The sequence below is a fragment of the Leifsonia sp. PS1209 genome, from assembly GCF_012317045.1.
Lineage (GTDB): Bacteria > Actinomycetota > Actinomycetes > Actinomycetales > Microbacteriaceae > Leifsonia.
This window is the reverse complement of record NZ_CP051154.1, coordinates 2,421,729-2,438,453: the sequence shown is the minus strand read 5'-3', so window position 1 is coordinate 2,438,453 and position 16,725 is coordinate 2,421,729. Positions and strand designations below refer to the sequence as shown.

The following is a 16,725-nucleotide window of genomic DNA, read 5'->3' as shown; positions in this document are numbered from 1 at the left end:
ACGAGTTCCAATCGTGCTTACGAGAAAGATGATGCGGCGCAGGACCGCCATCACCGTCGTCGCCGTCGCGGCGACCGTCGGCATCCTGGGCGGCAAACTGGTCGACATCCAGGTCGTCAACGCCGCCGAGCTGCAGAAGAAGTCCGTCAACGCCAAAGAGGTCGAGACGAAGCTCCTCGGGGCACGAGGCAGCATCGTCGACGCGAACGGCACCGTGCTGGCGGACACCGTGTACAAGTACACCGCCGCCGTCTCTCCCAAGGACGCGGTGGCCGGCAAAGACGGCCAGGCCAAGATGGTGGAGGCGGCAGGCAAGATCGGCGCGATCACCGGCCAGGGCGGCGCCGCGGTGCAGAAGATCATCGAGGACGCCCTCAAGGCCAACCCGAAGTCGCAGTACGCGCTCGTGAAGACGGGCATCGACGTCGGTGCGTTCACCAAGCTCGACAAGCTCCCGTATCCGTGGCTCACCTTCACCAAGGTGCCGGCGCGCACCTACCCGAACGGCGCTGTCGCCGGCAACCTCCTCGGCTTCGTCTCGGCCGGAGGCCTCGGCGGACTCGAGGACAGCGAGAACACCTGCCTCGCCGGCGAGAACGGGTCGCAGACCTACCAGCGCGGCGCCGACGGCGTCGCGATCCCCGGCAGCACCGTCACGCAGAAGCCCGCGAAGGACGGCGGGACGCTCAAGCTCACCATCGACCGCGACCTGCAGTGGTTCACCGAGCAGACACTCGCGCAACAGGTCGCATCCACCGGCTCGAAGTTCGGCTTCGTCACGGTCGCGGAGGCGAAGACGGGCAAGATCAAGGCGATCGCGCAGTGGCCGGCCCTCGACCCGAACAACATCGACGCGACAGATTCGCAGTACTGGGGTCTGCTCCCCTTCACCACGCCGTACGAGCCGGGCTCGACGTTCAAGGCGCTCACCGCGAGCATGCTCATCGACCAGGGCAAGGCCAGCCCGACGAGTGAAGTGCTCGCACCGTACCGCTTCGTCTCCGGCCAGGGCGCCGACCTGCACGACTCCGGCTACCACGACCCGGAACGACTCACCCTCACCGGCGTGCTGATGAACTCGTCCAACGTCGGGATGTCACTGCTCGGCAAGGCGCTCACCGACCAGACCCGCTACGACTACCTCAAGAAGTTCGGCATCGGCGACGCCACCGGCGTGCCGTACCCCGGCCAGTCCGACGGCATCCTGAACCCGGTGGCCGACTGGGACGACCAGACCAAGTACGCGACCATGTTCGGCCAGGGCGTCTCCGCGACCCAGGTGCAGATGGTCGGCGCGTACCAGGCCCTCGCCAACGGCGGCAAGCGCATCCCGCTGTCGCTCGTCGAGGGATGCACCAAATCCGACGGCACGGTCGTCGACGCTCCGAACCGGAAGCCGACGCAGGTCGTCTCGGCCGACGCGGCCAACACGACGCTCGGGATGATGGAGAGCGTCGTGACCAGCGGAGAGCTCGCGAAACAGCTGCAGATCCCCGGCTACCGGGTCGCCGCGAAGACCGGAACGGCGCAGCAGCCGGACGGCAACGGCGGCTACCTCCCGTCGTACTACGTCTCGGTGATGGGCGTCGCTCCCGTCGACGATCCGCAGTACGTCGTTTCGGTCAACCTCGGATACCCGACTACCATTACTTCGTCGGCAGCAGCCGCTCCGCTGTTCCACACGATCATGAGTCAGGTGCTGAAGACCTACCGGGTGAAGCCTTCGACGTCCACCCCGGCCGACTACCCTCCGTACTACTGAAAGTGAGCCCCGTGACAGGACCGGCGCCTACGTCCCTGCGCCCCGAACATCCCGTCGCCCGACCGCTCGCACAGCTGGCCAGGGAGTTCGGGCTGGAATGGCGCGGCGATCTCGATGCTGTCGAGGTCACCGGAGTCGCACTCGCGACGACGGCGATCGAGCCAGGAGACCTCTATGTCGGCGTGCCAGGGCGCAACGCCCACGGCGCGAGCTACGCGGCCAAGGCCGCTGAGGCCGGCGCCGTCGCGATCCTGACCGACGAGGAGGGGGCGGAGCTCGCGGCAGACAGCGGCCTGCCCGTGATCGTCACCCAGGATGCGCGTGCAGCGCTCGGCGCTGTCGCCGCGTGGATCTACCGCACGGACGAGAACGCGGCGACGCTGTTCGGCGTCACCGGCACGAACGGCAAGACCAGCGTCGTGTACCTGCTGAACGCGATCCTCGGCCAGCTGGGCGTCGTGTCCGGCCTCAGCTCCACCGCGGAGCGCAGGATCGGCAGCACGGCGATCACCAGCAAGCTGACCACCCCGGAGGCGAGCGAGCTGCACGCCCTCCTGGCCAGGATGCGCGAGGAGGCCGTCCGGGCCGTCGCCATCGAGGTCTCTGCGCAGGCGCTCAGCCGCCACCGCGTGGACGGGATCGTCTTCGACGTCGTCGGCTTCACCAACCTCAGCCACGACCACCTCGACGACTACGACGCGATGGACGACTACTTCGCGGCGAAGCTCGAACTGTTCCAGCCCGACCGCGCGCGCCGCGGCGTCATCACCGTCGACTCCGACTGGGGCCGTGCCCTGGTCGAGCAGTCGCGCATTCCGGTCACCACGCTGTCGACCTCGCCCGGCGCCGACGCGGAGTGGACCATGACCGTCACCGACGAGACCCTGGAGCACACCGGGTTCGTCCTGGAAGGCCCGGAGGGCGCCAGACTCGAGTCGCGGGTTCCGCTGCTCGGCGCGTACATGGCGGCGAACGCGGCGCTCGCGATCATCATGCTGGTGGAGTCCGGCTACGACCTGCACGCCATCGGAGCAGCCCTCGACCGCGACGGCGGCATCGACGCGTACATCCCCGGCCGCGCTGAGCGCATCTCCGGAGACCGCGGCCCCGTCGTGTTCATCGACTACGGCCACAGCCCCGACGCCTTCCTGTCCACCCTCAGCGCGCTGCGCAAGGTCAGCGAGGGCAAGATCGTGATGGTCTTCGGCGCGGACGGAGACAGGGACACCACCAAGCGCACCGACATGGGCGCCATCGCGGCCAGAGGGTCGGATGCGGTGGTCATCACCGACTTCCACCCGCGCTGGGAAGACCCGGCGGCCATCCGCCAGACGCTCCTCGACGGAGCGCGCGGAGCCGTCCCCGACCTGGAGCTGTACGAGGTCGCCGACCCCCGTGCCGCCTTCCGGACCGCCCTCTCCCTCGCTGGAGAAGGGGACGTTGTGCTCTACGCGGGTCCAGGACACGAGGACTACCAAGAAGTGGCGGGGGAGCGCATCCCGTATTCGGCACGCGACGACGCCAAGCTGGCGCTCCGAGAGGCAGGGTGGCTCTGATGATCGGCCTGACGCTGGCGGAGATCGCCTCCGCCACCCGCGGCTCCCTCGTGCTCGACGGCACGGGAGCGACCGAGGAGACCGTCGTCGATGGGCTCTCCACCACCGACTCCCGCGAGGTCGTCGACGGCACCATCTTCTATGCCAAGCGCGGCGAGTTCACCGACGGGCACCTGTTCGTGCCGCAGGCGGTGGATGCGGGAGCATCGCTCATCGTCGTCGACCACGCCCTCGACACCGCGGAGTGGAGCCGTCCGGTTCCGCAGCTGGTGGTGGAGGACACCGTCGTCGCCCTCGGCGACCTCGCGACCGAGGTGATCGCGCGCGTCCGCGCCCTCGGCCTGCTGAAGATCGTCGGCGTCACCGGCTCGAACGGCAAGACGACCACCAAGAACCTGCTCCGCGAGATCCTGGAGCAGGTCGGCCCCACCATCGCGCCGCGCGCCTCGTTCAACAACGAGGTCGGCGCTCCCGTCACCATGCTCGAAGTGACCGAGCAGACCGAGTTCCTGGTGGCGGAGATGGGCGCGAGCGGCATCGGCGAGATCGCCAGGCTCGTGCGCATGGCCCGGCCGGACATCGGCATCGTGCTCAAGGTCGGGCTCGCCCATGCCGGGGAGTTCGGCGGCATCGAGGCCACCCTCGCCGCGAAGACCGAGATGGTCAGCGACCTGCTCGACTCCGACGTCGCGATCCTGAACCTGGACGACCCGCGAGTCGCGTCGATGGCCGACAAGACCGTTGCGCGCGTCCTGTGGTTCGGGCTGGACGAGCGTGCCGACGTGCGTGCGACCGGCATCGTGTCCAGCGCTCGCGGCACGTCCTTCGAGCTGCACCTGCCGAACGGCGAGAGCCGTGCCGTGCAGTTCCGCGTGCTCGGCGAGCACCACGTGATGAACGCCCTCGCCGCCGCTGCTGCCGCGCACACGCTCGACGTCGGCATCGACGCGATCGTCGCCGGGCTGCAGAACGTGACCCGTGCCGAGCGCTGGCGGATGGAGGTCATGGGCGGTGCCCGCGGCGTCACCGTCATCAACGACGCGTACAACGCGAGCCCGGACTCGATGGCCGCCGCCCTCAAGACCCTCGCGCAGATCGCGGAGCCCGGCGGACGCACCGTCGCCGTGCTCGGCGAGATGAGCGAGCTGGGCGAGTTCTCCGGCGAGGAGCACGACAGGATCGGTCTGCTCGCCGTCCGTCTCAACATCGACCAGCTGATCGTGGTCGGCCCCGCCGCGCGCCGGATGCACATCTCGACCATCAACGAGGGGTCGTGGGATGGCGAATCCAAGTACTTCGACACGCCGGACGCCGCCTTCGAGCACCTCCAGGGCTCCCTCGCCGCGGGCGACACGGTGCTCGTGAAGTCGTCGAACTCCGCAGGGCTCCGCTTTCTGGGCGATCGACTGGGAGAATTGTTCTCGTGAGAGCTCTGCTGACATCCGGTGCGCTGTCGATGGCGTTCACCCTGTTCCTCACACCCGTCTTCATCCGGTTGTTCCGCCGCCTGCAGTGGGGCCAGTTCATCCGCGACGACGGGCCGCAGAGCCACCACGCCAAGCGCGGCACCGCCACGATGGGCGGCATCGTCGTCATCCTCGGCACGCTGTTCGGCTACTTCGTCGCCCTGCTGCTGACCGGCGACGGCACGAGTGTGTCTGCACTGCTGGTGCTGTTCCTCATGGTGGGCCTCGGCGTCGTCGGCTTCATCGACGACTTCCTCAAGACCAGACGTGAGCGCAGCCTCGGCCTCACCGGCTGGGCCAAGGTCGCCGGCCAGGTGGTCGTCGCGACCGTGTGGGCGTTCCTCGCGATCATGTTCCCGAACGGCAATGGGGATACCCCGGCAACGATGAGCGTCTCGCTCATCCGCGACCTGCCGATCGACTTCATGTCGATCACCAAGTTCGGCGCCATCGGCGTGATCGTCGGCTACGGGCTGTACCTGATCTGGATCAACTTCATCGTGGCGGCCACGTCCAACGGCGTGAACGTCACGGACGGTCTCGACGGGCTGGCGTCCGGCGCATCCATCCTCGCCATCGGCGCGTACATCATCATCGGCTTCTGGCAGTCGATCCAGTCCTGCTCCAACATCAAGCTCGATCCGGCGAACGTCGCCAAGTGCTACGACGTGCGCGATCCGTTCGACCTGGCGATCGTCGCGACGGCCATCGTCGGCGCCGTCGTCGGGTTCCTCTGGTGGAACACGTCGCCTGCGCAGATCTTCCTCGGCGACACCGGATCCCTGGCCCTCGGCGGTGCCGTCGCCGCGCTTGCGATCCTCAGCCGCACGGAGCTGCTGCTGGTCCTCATCGGCGGCCTGTTCGTCATCGAGGCCGGTTCGGTGATCGTGCAGCGCGCGTACTTCAAACTCACCCACGGCAAACGCATCTTCCTGATGAGCCCGATCCACCATCACTTCGAACTGAAGGGATGGGCGGAGGTGACGGTCGTCGTCCGGTTCTGGATCATCGGCGGCCTGCTCGTCGCGGCCGGGGTCGGAAGCTTCTACCTCGAATGGCTGGCGACGTGACAGACCTCGACGACCGCCTGGCGGCCCTGAACAGCTGGCACGCGGACTGGCGCGGCCTCCGCGTCGCCGTGTACGGCCTCGGCGTGACCGGCTTCTCGGTGGCGGACACCCTGGCGGAGCTGGGCGCAGAGGTGCTCGTGGTCACGGCGAAGGCCGACGACGAGCGCGCGATGCTGCTCGAGGTCATCGGGGCGGAGCTGCTGGAGGAGTCCGACCTGAGCGCGCCGCCCGCGCGCCTGACCGAGTTCGACCCCGAGCTCGTGATCGCATCGCCCGGCTTCCACCCCGACCATCCACTGCTCGCCTGGGCGGACGGCCGCGGCACGCAGATCTGGGGAGACGTCGAGCTGGCCTGGCGTCTGCGCGACAAAGTGGGCGCGCCGGCCGACTGGATCGCCGTCACGGGCACAAACGGCAAGACCACGACCGTGCAGCTCACCGCGACCATGCTCGTCGCCGGCGGATACCGCGCCGCCCCGTGCGGCAACATCGGCATCCCGGTGCTCGACGCCATCCGCGACCCGCAGGGATTCGACGTGCTCGTGGTCGAGCTGTCCAGCTACCAGCTGCACTGGGTGAACAGGAACGCGGGAGGGGAGCTCTCTCCCTATTCCGCTGCCTGCTTGAACATCGCGGACGACCACCTCGACTGGCACGGCTCGCTCGACGCGTACAAGGCGGCGAAGGCGAAGGTCTACCAGAACGCCCAGGTCGCCTGCGTCTACAACAAGGCCGACCTCGCGACGCGGGAGATGGTCGAGGAGGCCGAGGTGATCGACGGCGCGCGCGCCATCGGCTTCGGGCTCGACGTCCCCGGCCCGAGCGACTTCGGCATCGTCGATGGCATCCTCTGCGACCGCGCCTTCCTCGAAGACCGGTTCACGACCGCCATCGAGCTGACCACGCTCGACGAACTGCGCGAGGCCGGGCTCGCCGCCCCGCACGTCGTCGCCAACATCCTCGCGGCCAGCGCGCTCGCCCGCTCGTACGGGGTCGAGCCCATCGCCATCCGGGATGTGCTGTCCGCGTTCCGCCTGGACGCCCACCGCATCGAGCTGGTGCGCATCGAGGCCGGCGTGCACTGGGTCGACGACTCGAAGGCCACCAACCCGCACGCGGCGGATGCGTCGCTGCGCGCGTACGAGTCCGTGGTCTGGGTGGCGGGCGGCCTGCTCAAGGGCGTCGACATCGACGAGCTGGTCCGCGCCCACGTCGGCCGGCTCCGCGCCGTCGTGCTGATCGGCGTCGACAGGGATGCGCTGCGCTCGGCATTCGCGCGACACGCCCCCGGCCTGCCCGTCTACGAGGTGGACGCCGACGAGACTGATGATGTGATGCCGACGGCGGTCAGGCTGGCCGGCGGCGTCGCACAGGCGGGGGACACCGTCCTCCTCGCTCCTGCTGCGGCGTCGATGGACCAGTTCTCCGACTACGCAGAGCGAGGCCGCCGCTTCCAGGCGGCCGTCAACGAGTTCTTTGGAGGTGAGGCGGGTGACCAATCCGCCTCGCACCCTGGAGAGGCCTGACCTCGGGAAATCCGGAGCCTCCTCGTCGAAGCTCGCCGGTCTGACGGCACGGATCTCGCTCGGCAAAGCCGTCCAGGCCGAATCGGCCAACTACTTCCTGCTGCTCGGCATCACCCTGTTCATGGTGGTGTTCGGCCTGGTGATGGTGCTCTCGTCGTCGTCGGTCGAGTCGCACAACGACACGGACAACTTCTTCTCCCGGTTCTGGTCCCAGGGCGCGTACGCGCTGATCGGCCTCCCGCTGATGTTCCTCGTCTCGCGCCTGCCCAGCAGGTTCTGGAAGAAGACCATCTGGTTCTTCCTCGCCATCGCCTGCTTCCTGCAACTGCTCGTGCTCTTCACCCCGCTCGGGATGGAGATCGGCGGCAACCGCAACTGGCTGAAGGTCGGATCGCAGACCCTTCAGCCGTCCGAGGCGATCAAGGTCGCGCTCGTCGTCTGGCTGGGCGTGGTGCTGGCCCGCAAGAAGGACATGCTCTGGCAGTGGAAGCACGTCGCCGTGCCCGTCGTGCCGATCGGCGGAGGCGCCATCCTGCTCGTCACCCTCGGCGGCGACCTGGGAACGACCATGATCATGGCGGCCATCGTGCTCGGTGCGCTGTTCTTCGCCGGTGTGCGGCTCAGGCACTTGGCCGTCGGGACGCTCGGGATCGCCGTGCTCGCGTTCCTCGTCGCGATCTCCAGCGAGTCGCGGCTCGGCCGCATCGCCGCGCTCTTCGGCGGATCGTCCGCGGCCAACCCCGACGTCAACTGGCAGATCGACAACGGCTTCTACGCGCTCGCCTCCGGCGGCGTGTTCGGCGTCGGGCTGGGAAACTCGCACTCCAAGTGGTCGTGGCTCCCCGCGGCGGACACCGACTTCATCTTCGCGATCATCGGCGAGGAGCTCGGACTCATCGGCGCGGCGGTCGTGCTCATCCTGTTCGTGCTGCTCGCCATCGTGTTCCTGCGCATCATCCACGCCTCCACCGACCCGTTCGCGCGGGTGACGACGGCGGCGATCATGGTGTGGCTGATCGGCCAGGCGTTCGTGAACATCGCGGTGGTCCTGGGGGTGATCCCGGTGCTCGGCGTGCCACTCCCACTGATCTCTGCGGGAGGCACTGCGATGATTAGTTCCATGATCGCCATCGGTATCGTCCTGTCCTTCGCCCGGGAGACCGGCCGGGAGGCGCGCCGCGAGCGCGTCGCGAACGGCTCGGCGGAGTGACCAGCTACCTTCTGGCCGGCGGGGGCACCGCCGGTCACGTGAACCCGTTGCTCGCCGTCGCCGATCGGCTCCGCCGCGACGATCCCTCGGCGGAGGTGCTCGTCCTCGGCACGGCGGAGGGCCTCGAGGCCCGGCTGGTGCCCGACCGCGGGTACGAGCTCGCGACCATCCCGAAGCTGCCGTTCCCGCGGAGGCCGAACGCTGCGGCTCTGCGGTTCCCCGGCGAGTACCGCAAAACGATCCGCACGGTGACCTCCCTCATCCGGGAGCGCGGCATCGACGCCGTCGTCGGCTTCGGCGGATACGCGTCGGCTCCCGCGTACTCCGCGGCGCGGAAGGCCGGTGTGCCGCTGGTGCTGCACGAGGCGAACGCGAAGCCGGGGCTCGCCAACCGGCTCGGCGCCCGGTACACCTCCCACGTCGGCGTCGCGTTCGACGGCACGAAGCTCCCGCACGCCACCTTCGTCGGCATGCCGCTGCGCGTGGAGATCGAGGAGCTGGACAGGGCGGCAGCGCGGCCGCTCGCCGCCGCCGAGTTCGGCCTCGACGCCGCTCGTCCGACGCTGCTCGTCACCGGAGGCTCGCTCGGCGCCCGCCGGATCAACAGGACCATCGCAGACCGTGCGGACGCCATCGTCGCCGCCGGGTACCAGATCCTGCACATCCAGGGCGGCCGCGGCGAGCTGACGGACCCCGGCATCGAGCACTACCGCCTGATCGAGTACTGCGACAGGATGGACCTCGCCTTCGCGCTGACCGACGTCGCCGTCGCACGCGCAGGAGCGGCGACCGTGTCCGAGTTCGCCGCCCTGGGCATCCCCGCCGTCTACGTGCCGTTCCCCGTCGGGAACGGCGAGCAGCGATTCAACGCGGCCGGTGTCGTGCAGGCCGGCGGGGGAATCCTCGTCGACGACGCCGCGTTCCTCCCGTCGTGGGTGGATGAGAAGCTGCTCCCTCTGCTCGGCGACGGCGACGGCCGTGCCGTCGCGGAGATGGGCGCGCGCGCCGCGAGCGCGGGAGTCCGTGACGGTTCCGACCGCATGGTGTCGCTCATCCGAAGCGCGCTCTAAGGCGCGTACCGTTCATACTTGATGGTGCGATTCCGTCCCGACCGAAAGCAGTTCCCGTGATCAAACCCGACCTCACCATGACGCTCCCCGACGAGCTCGGCGCCCTGCACTTCGTGGGCATCGGCGGTTCGGGCATGAGCGGCATCGCCCGCCTGTTCCTCGAGGCCGGGTACACGGTGACCGGTTCGGACGCCCGCGAGTCCGCCAACGTCGTCGCCCTCCGCGAGCTCGGCGCGACCATCGCGATCGGGCACGATGCGGCGAACGTCGGCGACGCGGACACGCTCGTGGTCACCGGTGCGCTCTGGCAGGACAATCCGGAGTACCAGCTCGCCCTCGCCAAGGGACTGCCGGTGCTGCACCGCTCGCAGGCACTCGCCTGGCTGATCCACGGCAAGCGTCTCGTCTCCGTGGCCGGAGCGCACGGCAAGACCACGTCGACCGGCATGATCGTCACGGGTCTGCTCGGCCTGGGCGAGGACCCGAGCTTCGTCAACGGCGGTGTGATCGAGTCGCTGGGCAAGAGCTCGCAGGCCGGCTCCGGCGAACTGTTCGTCGTCGAGGCCGACGAGTCGGACGGCTCGTTCCTCCTCTACGACACGGCGGTCGCGCTGATCACCAACGTCGATCCCGACCACCTCGACCACTACGGCTCGCTGCAGGCCTTCGAGGACGCCTTCGTCACGTTCGCCCGCGAGGCGAGCGAGCTGGTGGTCGTCTCGTCCGACGACGCGGGTGCCACCCACGTCACGGCGAAGCTGCGCGCCGAGGCGCCGGACAAGCGCATCGTGACCTTCGGCGAGGCCCAGGATGCCGTCGTCCGCGTCCACTCGATCGTCACGGACGGCCCCGTCGCCTTCACGCTCTCCTACGACGGCGCGGAATACTCCGCGCAGTTGCGCGTGCCCGGCCGTCACAACGCGATCAACGCAGCCGGCGCCTTCGCCGTGCTCACCGGACTCGGCTTCGAGCCCGCAGCGTCGCTCGCCGCCATCGCCGAGTTCGGCGGCACGGAGCGCCGCTTCGAGCTGCACGGCACCGTCGGCGGCGTGAGCGTCTACGACGACTACGCCCACCACCCGACCGAGGTCGCCGCCGCCCTGTCCGCTGCGCGCACGGTCGTCGGCTCCGGCAGGATCATCGCCGTGCACCAGCCGCACCTCTACAGCCGCACCCGCCTGTTCGCGCAGGAGTTCGCGGAGACGCTCGAGACGTACGCGGACGAGACGGTCGTCCTCGACGTCTACGGCGCCAGGGAGGATCCGGAGCCCGGCGTGACGGGGGCGCTCGTCGCCGACCGCTTCGCGCATCCGGAGCACGTCGCGTTCATCGCGGACTGGCAGGCCGCCGCCGACCACACGGCCGACATCGCCCGCGACGGCGACTTCGTCATCACGCTCGGCTGCGGCGACGTGTACCGCATCGTCCCGCAGCTGCTCGACTCGCTCCGCCGCGTCCGAGAGTAGCCGTCCCGTCGTGAAGCGTCCCCAGGGGTTCGACCCGTCGGCTGTCTCCGCGCAGCCGCCGGTCGCGCCGCCGACCCAGCAGGCGCCGGAGCGGAGGGCTCCGCGCAGCACGGCGACGACCGAGCCCATCCCGATCATCCCGCAGCGGGTGGATGAGCAGCCCGCCGCCCAGGAGACGACACAGCAGACGGCGCAGCAGCCCTCCACAGGCCACGCGGACGCGTACGATCGCCTTCCCTCCAACCGCGAGATCAGCCGCGAGCTGCGCCGCGCCAGGAAAGAGAGGGCGAAGGTCGAGCGCGGGGAGGTCCGCCGCTTCACCAAGCGGTCCAGGCGCAGGAAGATCGCCTGGTTCTCCGCCGCCGGCGTGGTGGTCGCGCTCGTGCTCGGTGTCGCACTGACCGCGTTCTCCCCGCTGATGGCGCTGCGCACGATCGACGTCACGGGAACCTCCCGGCTCGACGTCTCCGCGGTGAAGAAGGCGCTCTCCGACCAGCTCGGCAAACCGCTCCCGCTCGTCGACCAGGGTGCGATCCGCGGCGACCTGGCCGCGTTCCCGCTGATCAGGAGCTACAGCGTCGAGAGCCACCCGCCGAACACCATCGTCGTCAGGATCGTCGAACGCCAGCCGATCGGCGTGCTGCAGAGCGGGAACACCTTCACCCTGGTGGATGCGGCGAAGGTGTCGATCGCGACCGCTCAGGCCAGGCAGGACGGCTACCCGCTGATCACCGCATCCGGTGCTGCGGCGGAGCGCGACGCCAAGTCGGGATTCGCGGCGGCCGCCGAGGTGCTCGGAGCGCTTCCCGCCGACCTGCTCGCGCGGGTGGACACCATCTCGGCGACGACGGCGGACGATGTGAGCTTCACTCTGCGCGACAGCGGTGCGAAAGTGGTGTGGGGAAGCGCGGAGGACTCGGATCTGAAGGCGGCGGACCTGTCCGCCCTGTTGAAGAGCGCATCCAACGCGAGCACCTTCGATGTCTCGTCGCCGCACAGCGTGACGACGGGATAGGGCGAGATCGCCCGGATGCGTGCCGACTTTTCCGACACGCCCCGCGCGCTACGGGGGCTGAGCCCGTGCGCACCTAACGTCGAATCAAGAATTGCATACTGAGCATAACTTTAAGCCTCGACTTGAGGTTGAAGGTTCCCAGTGGAGGCCGGACGTGACATCAAATCAGAACTACCTCGCCGTGATCAAAGTCGTCGGCATCGGCGGTGGCGGCGTCAACGCCGTCAACCGGATGATCGAACTCGGGCTTCGCGGCGTCGAGTTCATCGCCATCAACACGGATGCGCAAGCACTGCTGATGAGCGACGCGGACGTCAAGCTCGACGTCGGCCGTGAGATCACCCGCGGGCTCGGCGCCGGAGCGGACCCCGAGGTCGGCCGCCGTGCTGCGGAGGACCACGCGGAGGAGATCGAGGAAGCGCTCGCCGGCGCGGACATGGTCTTCGTCACCGCGGGCGAGGGCGGCGGAACCGGCACGGGCGGCGCGCCCGTCGTCGCGCGCATCGCCAAGTCGATCGGCGCGCTCACCATCGGTGTCGTCACCAAGCCGTTCGGCTTCGAGGGCAAGCGCCGCTCGGAGCAGGCGGAGGCCGGTGTGCAGCGCCTGAAGGAAGAGGTCGACACCCTCATCGTGGTGCCGAACGACCGGCTGCTGGAGATCAGCGACCGCGGGATCAGCATGCTCGAGGCGTTCTCCACCGCCGACCAGGTGCTCCTCGCCGGTGTCCAGGGCATCACCGACCTCATCACCACCCCGGGCCTCATCAACCTCGACTTCGCCGACGTGAAGTCGGTCATGCAGGGCGCGGGCTCCGCGCTCATGGGCATCGGCTCCTCGCGCGGCGCCGACCGTGCTATCAAGGCGGCGGAACTCGCCGTGGCGTCCCCGCTGCTCGAAGCGAGCATCGACGGAGCCCATGGCGTGCTGCTCTCCATCCAGGGTGGCTCGAACCTCGGCATCTTCGAGATCAACGACGCCGCCCGCCTGGTCCAGGAGGCCGTGCACCCGGAGGCCAACATCATCTTCGGCGCCGTCATCGACGACACCCTCGGTGACGAGGTGCGCGTGACGGTCATCGCCGCCGGATTCGACGGAGGGGAGCCGAACGCCAAGACGCAGCTCGCCGAAGCGCGCCGCACCACCTTCGTGGAGGCCGGAGACGACGACGGACTGGCGAGCACCGCTGCGCTCGACGCCGAGGACATCCCATCCCCGTCCACCGACGCCTGGTCGGCGGGGGAGAGCCCCGTGTCCGACGCCGCGCCCAAGGACCCAGCCTTCGACGACGAGAATGACGACCTCGACATCCCCGACTTCCTCAAGTAGCCCGCTCGCCGAGCGGCTCGGCGCCGTGCGGGCCGGCATCGACGATGCCGCCCGCGCCGCCGGGCGTTCGCCGGAGGAACTGACGACGATCGTCGTCACCAAGTTCCATCCGGCGTCGCTCGTGCGCGAGCTTGCCGGGCTCGGCGTGCACGACGTGGGGGAGAACCGCCACCAGGAGGCGCAGGCCAAGGCGGCGGAACTCGCCGACCTCGACCTGCGCTGGCACTTCGTCGGGCAGCTGCAGAGCAAAAAGGCGAGGCAGGCGCGTGCGTACGCGTCCGTCATCCACTCGGTCGACCGCGTGTCGCTGGTGGATGCTCTGCGCTCCGACGAGTCGGACGTCGACTGCTTCGTGCAGCTCAACCTCACCGACGACCCGGCACGCGGCGGCGTCGCCGACCGCGATCTCGAACCGCTGGTCGACCACGTCCTCGCCACACCCGGGCTGCGCCTGCTCGGTGTGATGGCCGTCGCTCCGATCGACGAGCAGCCGAGGCGGGCGTTCGAGCGCGTCCTGCTGGCGAGCGAGCGCGTGCGCCGCATCGCGCCGGACGCGGTGAGCATCTCCGCCGGGATGTCGCAGGACTACGCGGACGCCATCGCGGAAGGGGCGACACACCTTCGTATTGGCACCGCCATTACCGGGAATCGCCCGCAGCCCGGTTAATCTCGAAGAGAAAGTTCGTCGTGCCTGGAAAGCGACGGCGCACAGGTCTACACGGAGGATCGCATGTCCAACCCGCTGAAGAAGACGATGGTCTACCTCGGCCTCGCCGACGAAGAGCTCGAGTACGACGAGCAGGCTCAGGAGCAGCCGCAGCGCCAGCAGGCGCCGCAGCAGCACCCGGCCCCCGTCGCGCCCGTCCCCCACCCTGCACCGGTCGCTCCCGTGGCCGGTCGCGCTCCGGTGACCCCGCTGCGCAAATCGTCCACCGCACGGAATGTTTCGGTACAGGAAATGAACGAGATCCTCACGGTCCACCCCCGCCAGTACCGCGACGCCCAGGCGATCGCCGAATCCTTCCGCGAAGGCATCCCGGTGATCATCAACCTGTCGCAGATGAGCGAAGGAGACGCGCGCCGCCTGATCGACTTCGCCAGCGGCCTCTCGCAGGGCCTCTACGGCAAGATCGAGCGCGTGACGCCGAAGGTCTTCCTGCTGTCCCCGTCGCACGTCGTCGTCTCCGGCGAGCACGGCGGCCAGGACGCGGAGGTCGACGCCTCCTTCTTCGCCCAGGCCTGAGTCCTCACCCACGCCTGAGCCCGCTTCGCCGAGAGCGAAACGATAGCCGCAGACACTCCGAGAGCGCGCCGTTCCCAGCTGGGGCGGCGCGCTTTCGTCCATACTGAGACTCGTGTTTGTCCTCGCGATCGTCGCCACTGTGGCGTACTACCTGCTCCTGATCTATTTCTTCGTGCTCTGGGCGCGCTTCGTGCTCGACCTGGTGCGCACCTTCAGCAGGGGATGGCGCCCCCGCGGCTTCGGCCTGGTGCTCGCGGAGTCCGCATACGTCGTGACGGACCCGCCGATCAAGTTCTTCCGCAGGATCATTCCGCCGCTGTCGATGGGGCCGATCGCGATCGATTTCGGCTGGAGCCTCACCATGCTGGTGGTCATCATCGGCCTGTACGTGACTGTCGGACTTACCTGAGAGTCGGTCGCCAGTCGGGCGTTGCTCGGGATGTAGTGTTGACGAGCCGACGACCGATGAGCGACGGCGGAGTGCGCACCCCCAGCGCTCTTTGCTAGCGTTGGCTGAACGCAATTTTTGTTCGTACCCCAAGATCTAAGGTGGCTTGCCATGGCGCTGACTCCGGAAGATGTAGTCAACAAGCGGTTCCAACCGACGAAGTTCCGTGAGGGCTATGACCAGGACGAGGTCGATGACTTCCTCGATGAGGTCGTCGTCGAACTGCGTCGTCTGAACCAGGAGAACGAGGAGCTCAAGCAGCGCCTCGTGGCGAGCGATTCGCGCATCGCCGAACTGCAGCGCAGCGGTGGTCAGGGCGGCGCAGCCCCGGCTCCCGTCGCGGCGGCCCCCGCGGCCGACAACGGCGAGGTCGCTCGCCTGCAGAAGGAGAACGAGGAGCTCAAGCAGCGCCTCGCGGAAGCGCAGCAGGCCGCTCAGGCCGCCCCCGCGACCGCAGCGGCTCCCGTCGCAGCGGCAGCGGCAGCGGGCGGGGCATCGGCCGCGTACACCGCGCCGGACGCCAACGCCTCCGACCCGAACAGCACCAACAACCTCCTGCAGCTGGCTCGCCGCCTGCACGAGGAGCACGTGCGCGAGGGCATCGAGAAGCGCGACTCGCTGATCGCGGAGGGGCACGCCACCGCCGCCCGCATCGTCGCAGAGGCCGAGTCGAAGCAGCGCGCGCAGATCAGCGCCCTCGACCAGGAGCGCACGGCACTCGAGAGCCGCATCGACGGCCTCCGCTCGTTCGAGCGCGAGTACCGCGAGAAGCTGAAGGGCTACATCGAGGGCCAGCTCCGCGACCTCGAGAGCTCGTCGGTCTCCGGCACGGGCAGCTACGCAGCGCCGCGCACCGGTTCGCAGGACGCGTCGGCCAACGTCAACTCCGGTGCGGTCCCCGCCCCGGTCTCCGCCAACGCAGGCGACAACGCCAGCGGCCAGGACCAGGGCCAGCAGCCCCCGGTCTTCCCCGGCTTTGGAGGCTAGTACCTCCCGCGCCAAGGTCAGCATCCGGGCCTTGGCGGTCCTCGGCGTCGTCGCGCTCGTCGTGTACCTCGTCGACCAGATCGCCAAGGTCCTGGTGGTGCAGAACCTGTATGAGGGTCAGCGGGTCGAGGTGCTCGGCCAGCTGTTGCAGTTCAACTTCGTCAAGAACGCGGGAGCTGCGTTCTCCATCGGCAGCGGGTCCACCTGGATCTTCTCCATCGTGGGCGTCGGTGTCCTCGGCTTCGTGATCTGGTACGCCCCGCGCATCCGGTCGGCGGCCTGGGCGGTCCTGTTCGGACTGCTGCTCGGTGGCCTGCTCGGCAACCTGACGGACAGGCTCTTCCGGGAGCCGGGCTTCGGGGTCGGCCACGTGGTCGACTTCCTGCAGATCCCGCTCCTGCCGGCGATCTTCAACCTCGCCGACGTGGCCATCGTGTCGAGCATGGTGCTGTTCCTGATCCTCACGATCCGCGGCATCGGCCTGGACGGCAAGCGCACGGACGACGAGGAGGAGGCGGAGGCGGAAGCCGTCGCCGCCGAGGCGGAGCCCGACCCGCACGACAAGCCAGCCGGCTAGCC

General features: G+C 68.9%; 15 protein-coding genes. All 15 read left to right on the top strand.

Annotation, left to right across the window (positions count from 1 at the left end):
* Positions 1-13: 13 nt before the first annotated feature.
* Complete coding sequence (locus HF024_RS11615; RefSeq protein WP_085367981.1) at positions 14-1,762, top strand: penicillin-binding protein 2; 1,749 nt, start codon at positions 14-16, stop codon at positions 1,760-1,762.
* Positions 1,763-1,773: 11 nt separating this feature from the next.
* Entirely contained in the window at positions 1,774-3,318 is a 1,545-nt protein-coding gene (locus HF024_RS11610) for a UDP-N-acetylmuramoyl-L-alanyl-D-glutamate--2,6-diaminopimelate ligase (protein WP_085367979.1), read from the top strand.
* A complete protein-coding gene (gene murF / locus HF024_RS11605; RefSeq protein WP_168689647.1) occupies positions 3,318-4,745 on the top strand; it encodes a UDP-N-acetylmuramoyl-tripeptide--D-alanyl-D-alanine ligase in 1,428 nt (475 codons plus the stop codon). The genes HF024_RS11610 and murF overlap by 1 nt, the downstream gene beginning before the upstream one ends.
* Positions 4,742-5,854, top strand: coding sequence for a phospho-N-acetylmuramoyl-pentapeptide-transferase (mraY, locus tag HF024_RS11600; protein WP_085367974.1), 1,113 nt, complete (start codon positions 4,742-4,744; stop codon positions 5,852-5,854). Before murF ends, mraY begins: the two co-directional genes overlap by 4 nt.
* Positions 5,839-7,380 carry a UDP-N-acetylmuramoyl-L-alanine--D-glutamate ligase gene (gene murD / locus HF024_RS11595; RefSeq protein ID WP_085367972.1) on the top strand — a complete coding sequence of 514 codons (1,542 nt, stop codon included), beginning with the start codon at positions 5,839-5,841 and terminating at the stop codon, positions 7,378-7,380. The genes mraY and murD overlap by 16 nt, the downstream gene beginning before the upstream one ends.
* On the top strand, positions 7,346-8,590 hold the full coding sequence (gene ftsW, locus HF024_RS11590) for a putative lipid II flippase FtsW (protein WP_247597088.1): 1,245 nt from the start codon (positions 7,346-7,348) through the stop codon (positions 8,588-8,590). The genes murD and ftsW overlap by 35 nt, the downstream gene beginning before the upstream one ends.
* Positions 8,587-9,660, top strand: coding sequence for a UDP-N-acetylglucosamine--N-acetylmuramyl-(pentapeptide) pyrophosphoryl-undecaprenol N-acetylglucosamine transferase (locus HF024_RS11585; RefSeq protein ID WP_168689646.1), 1,074 nt, complete (start codon positions 8,587-8,589; stop codon positions 9,658-9,660). The genes ftsW and HF024_RS11585 overlap by 4 nt, the downstream gene beginning before the upstream one ends.
* Before the next feature lie 56 nt (positions 9,661-9,716).
* Complete coding sequence (murC, locus tag HF024_RS11580) at positions 9,717-11,126, top strand: UDP-N-acetylmuramate--L-alanine ligase (protein ID WP_210723944.1); 1,410 nt, start codon at positions 9,717-9,719, stop codon at positions 11,124-11,126.
* A gap of 10 nt (positions 11,127-11,136) precedes the next feature.
* Complete coding sequence (locus HF024_RS11575; protein WP_247597087.1) at positions 11,137-12,141, top strand: FtsQ-type POTRA domain-containing protein; 1,005 nt, start codon at positions 11,137-11,139, stop codon at positions 12,139-12,141.
* A 154-nt stretch (positions 12,142-12,295) separates the two neighbouring features.
* Entirely contained in the window at positions 12,296-13,468 is a 1,173-nt protein-coding gene (gene ftsZ, locus HF024_RS11570) for a cell division protein FtsZ (RefSeq protein ID WP_085367964.1), read from the top strand.
* Positions 13,434-14,135, top strand: coding sequence for a YggS family pyridoxal phosphate-dependent enzyme (locus tag HF024_RS11565; protein WP_168689645.1), 702 nt, complete (start codon positions 13,434-13,436; stop codon positions 14,133-14,135). The genes ftsZ and HF024_RS11565 overlap by 35 nt, the downstream gene beginning before the upstream one ends.
* 63 nt (positions 14,136-14,198) lie before the next feature.
* Positions 14,199-14,711: a cell division protein SepF gene (sepF, locus tag HF024_RS11560; RefSeq protein ID WP_085367960.1), complete on the top strand. Its 513-nt coding sequence runs from the start codon at positions 14,199-14,201 to the stop codon at positions 14,709-14,711.
* A gap of 112 nt (positions 14,712-14,823) precedes the next feature.
* Positions 14,824-15,120, top strand: a complete 297-nt coding sequence (locus HF024_RS11555) for a YggT family protein (protein ID WP_085367958.1) — start codon at positions 14,824-14,826, stop codon at positions 15,118-15,120.
* 150 nt (positions 15,121-15,270) lie between these two features.
* Positions 15,271-16,146: a DivIVA domain-containing protein gene (locus tag HF024_RS11550; RefSeq protein WP_168689644.1), complete on the top strand. Its 876-nt coding sequence runs from the start codon at positions 15,271-15,273 to the stop codon at positions 16,144-16,146.
* Between the two features lie 31 nt (positions 16,147-16,177).
* Positions 16,178-16,723 carry a signal peptidase II gene (gene lspA / locus HF024_RS11545; protein ID WP_085367954.1) on the top strand — a complete coding sequence of 182 codons (546 nt, stop codon included), beginning with the start codon at positions 16,178-16,180 and terminating at the stop codon, positions 16,721-16,723.
* Positions 16,724-16,725 lie beyond the last annotated feature (2 nt).

What these genes read in the sequence shown, in the direction of transcription:
- murD (WP_085367972.1), top strand. Translation starts at nt 5,839, where the DNA reads ATGGCTGGCGACGTGACAGACCTCGACGACCGCCTGGCGGCCCTGAAC.
- sepF (WP_085367960.1), top strand. Translation starts at nt 14,199, where the DNA reads ATGTCCAACCCGCTGAAGAAGACGATGGTCTACCTCGGCCTCGCCGAC.
- HF024_RS11550 (WP_168689644.1), top strand. Translation starts at nt 15,271, where the DNA reads ATGGCGCTGACTCCGGAAGATGTAGTCAACAAGCGGTTCCAACCGACG.
- HF024_RS11565 (WP_168689645.1), top strand. Translation starts at nt 13,434, where the DNA reads ATGACGACCTCGACATCCCCGACTTCCTCAAGTAGCCCGCTCGCCGAG.
- murF (WP_168689647.1), top strand. Translation starts at nt 3,318, where the DNA reads ATGATCGGCCTGACGCTGGCGGAGATCGCCTCCGCCACCCGCGGCTCC.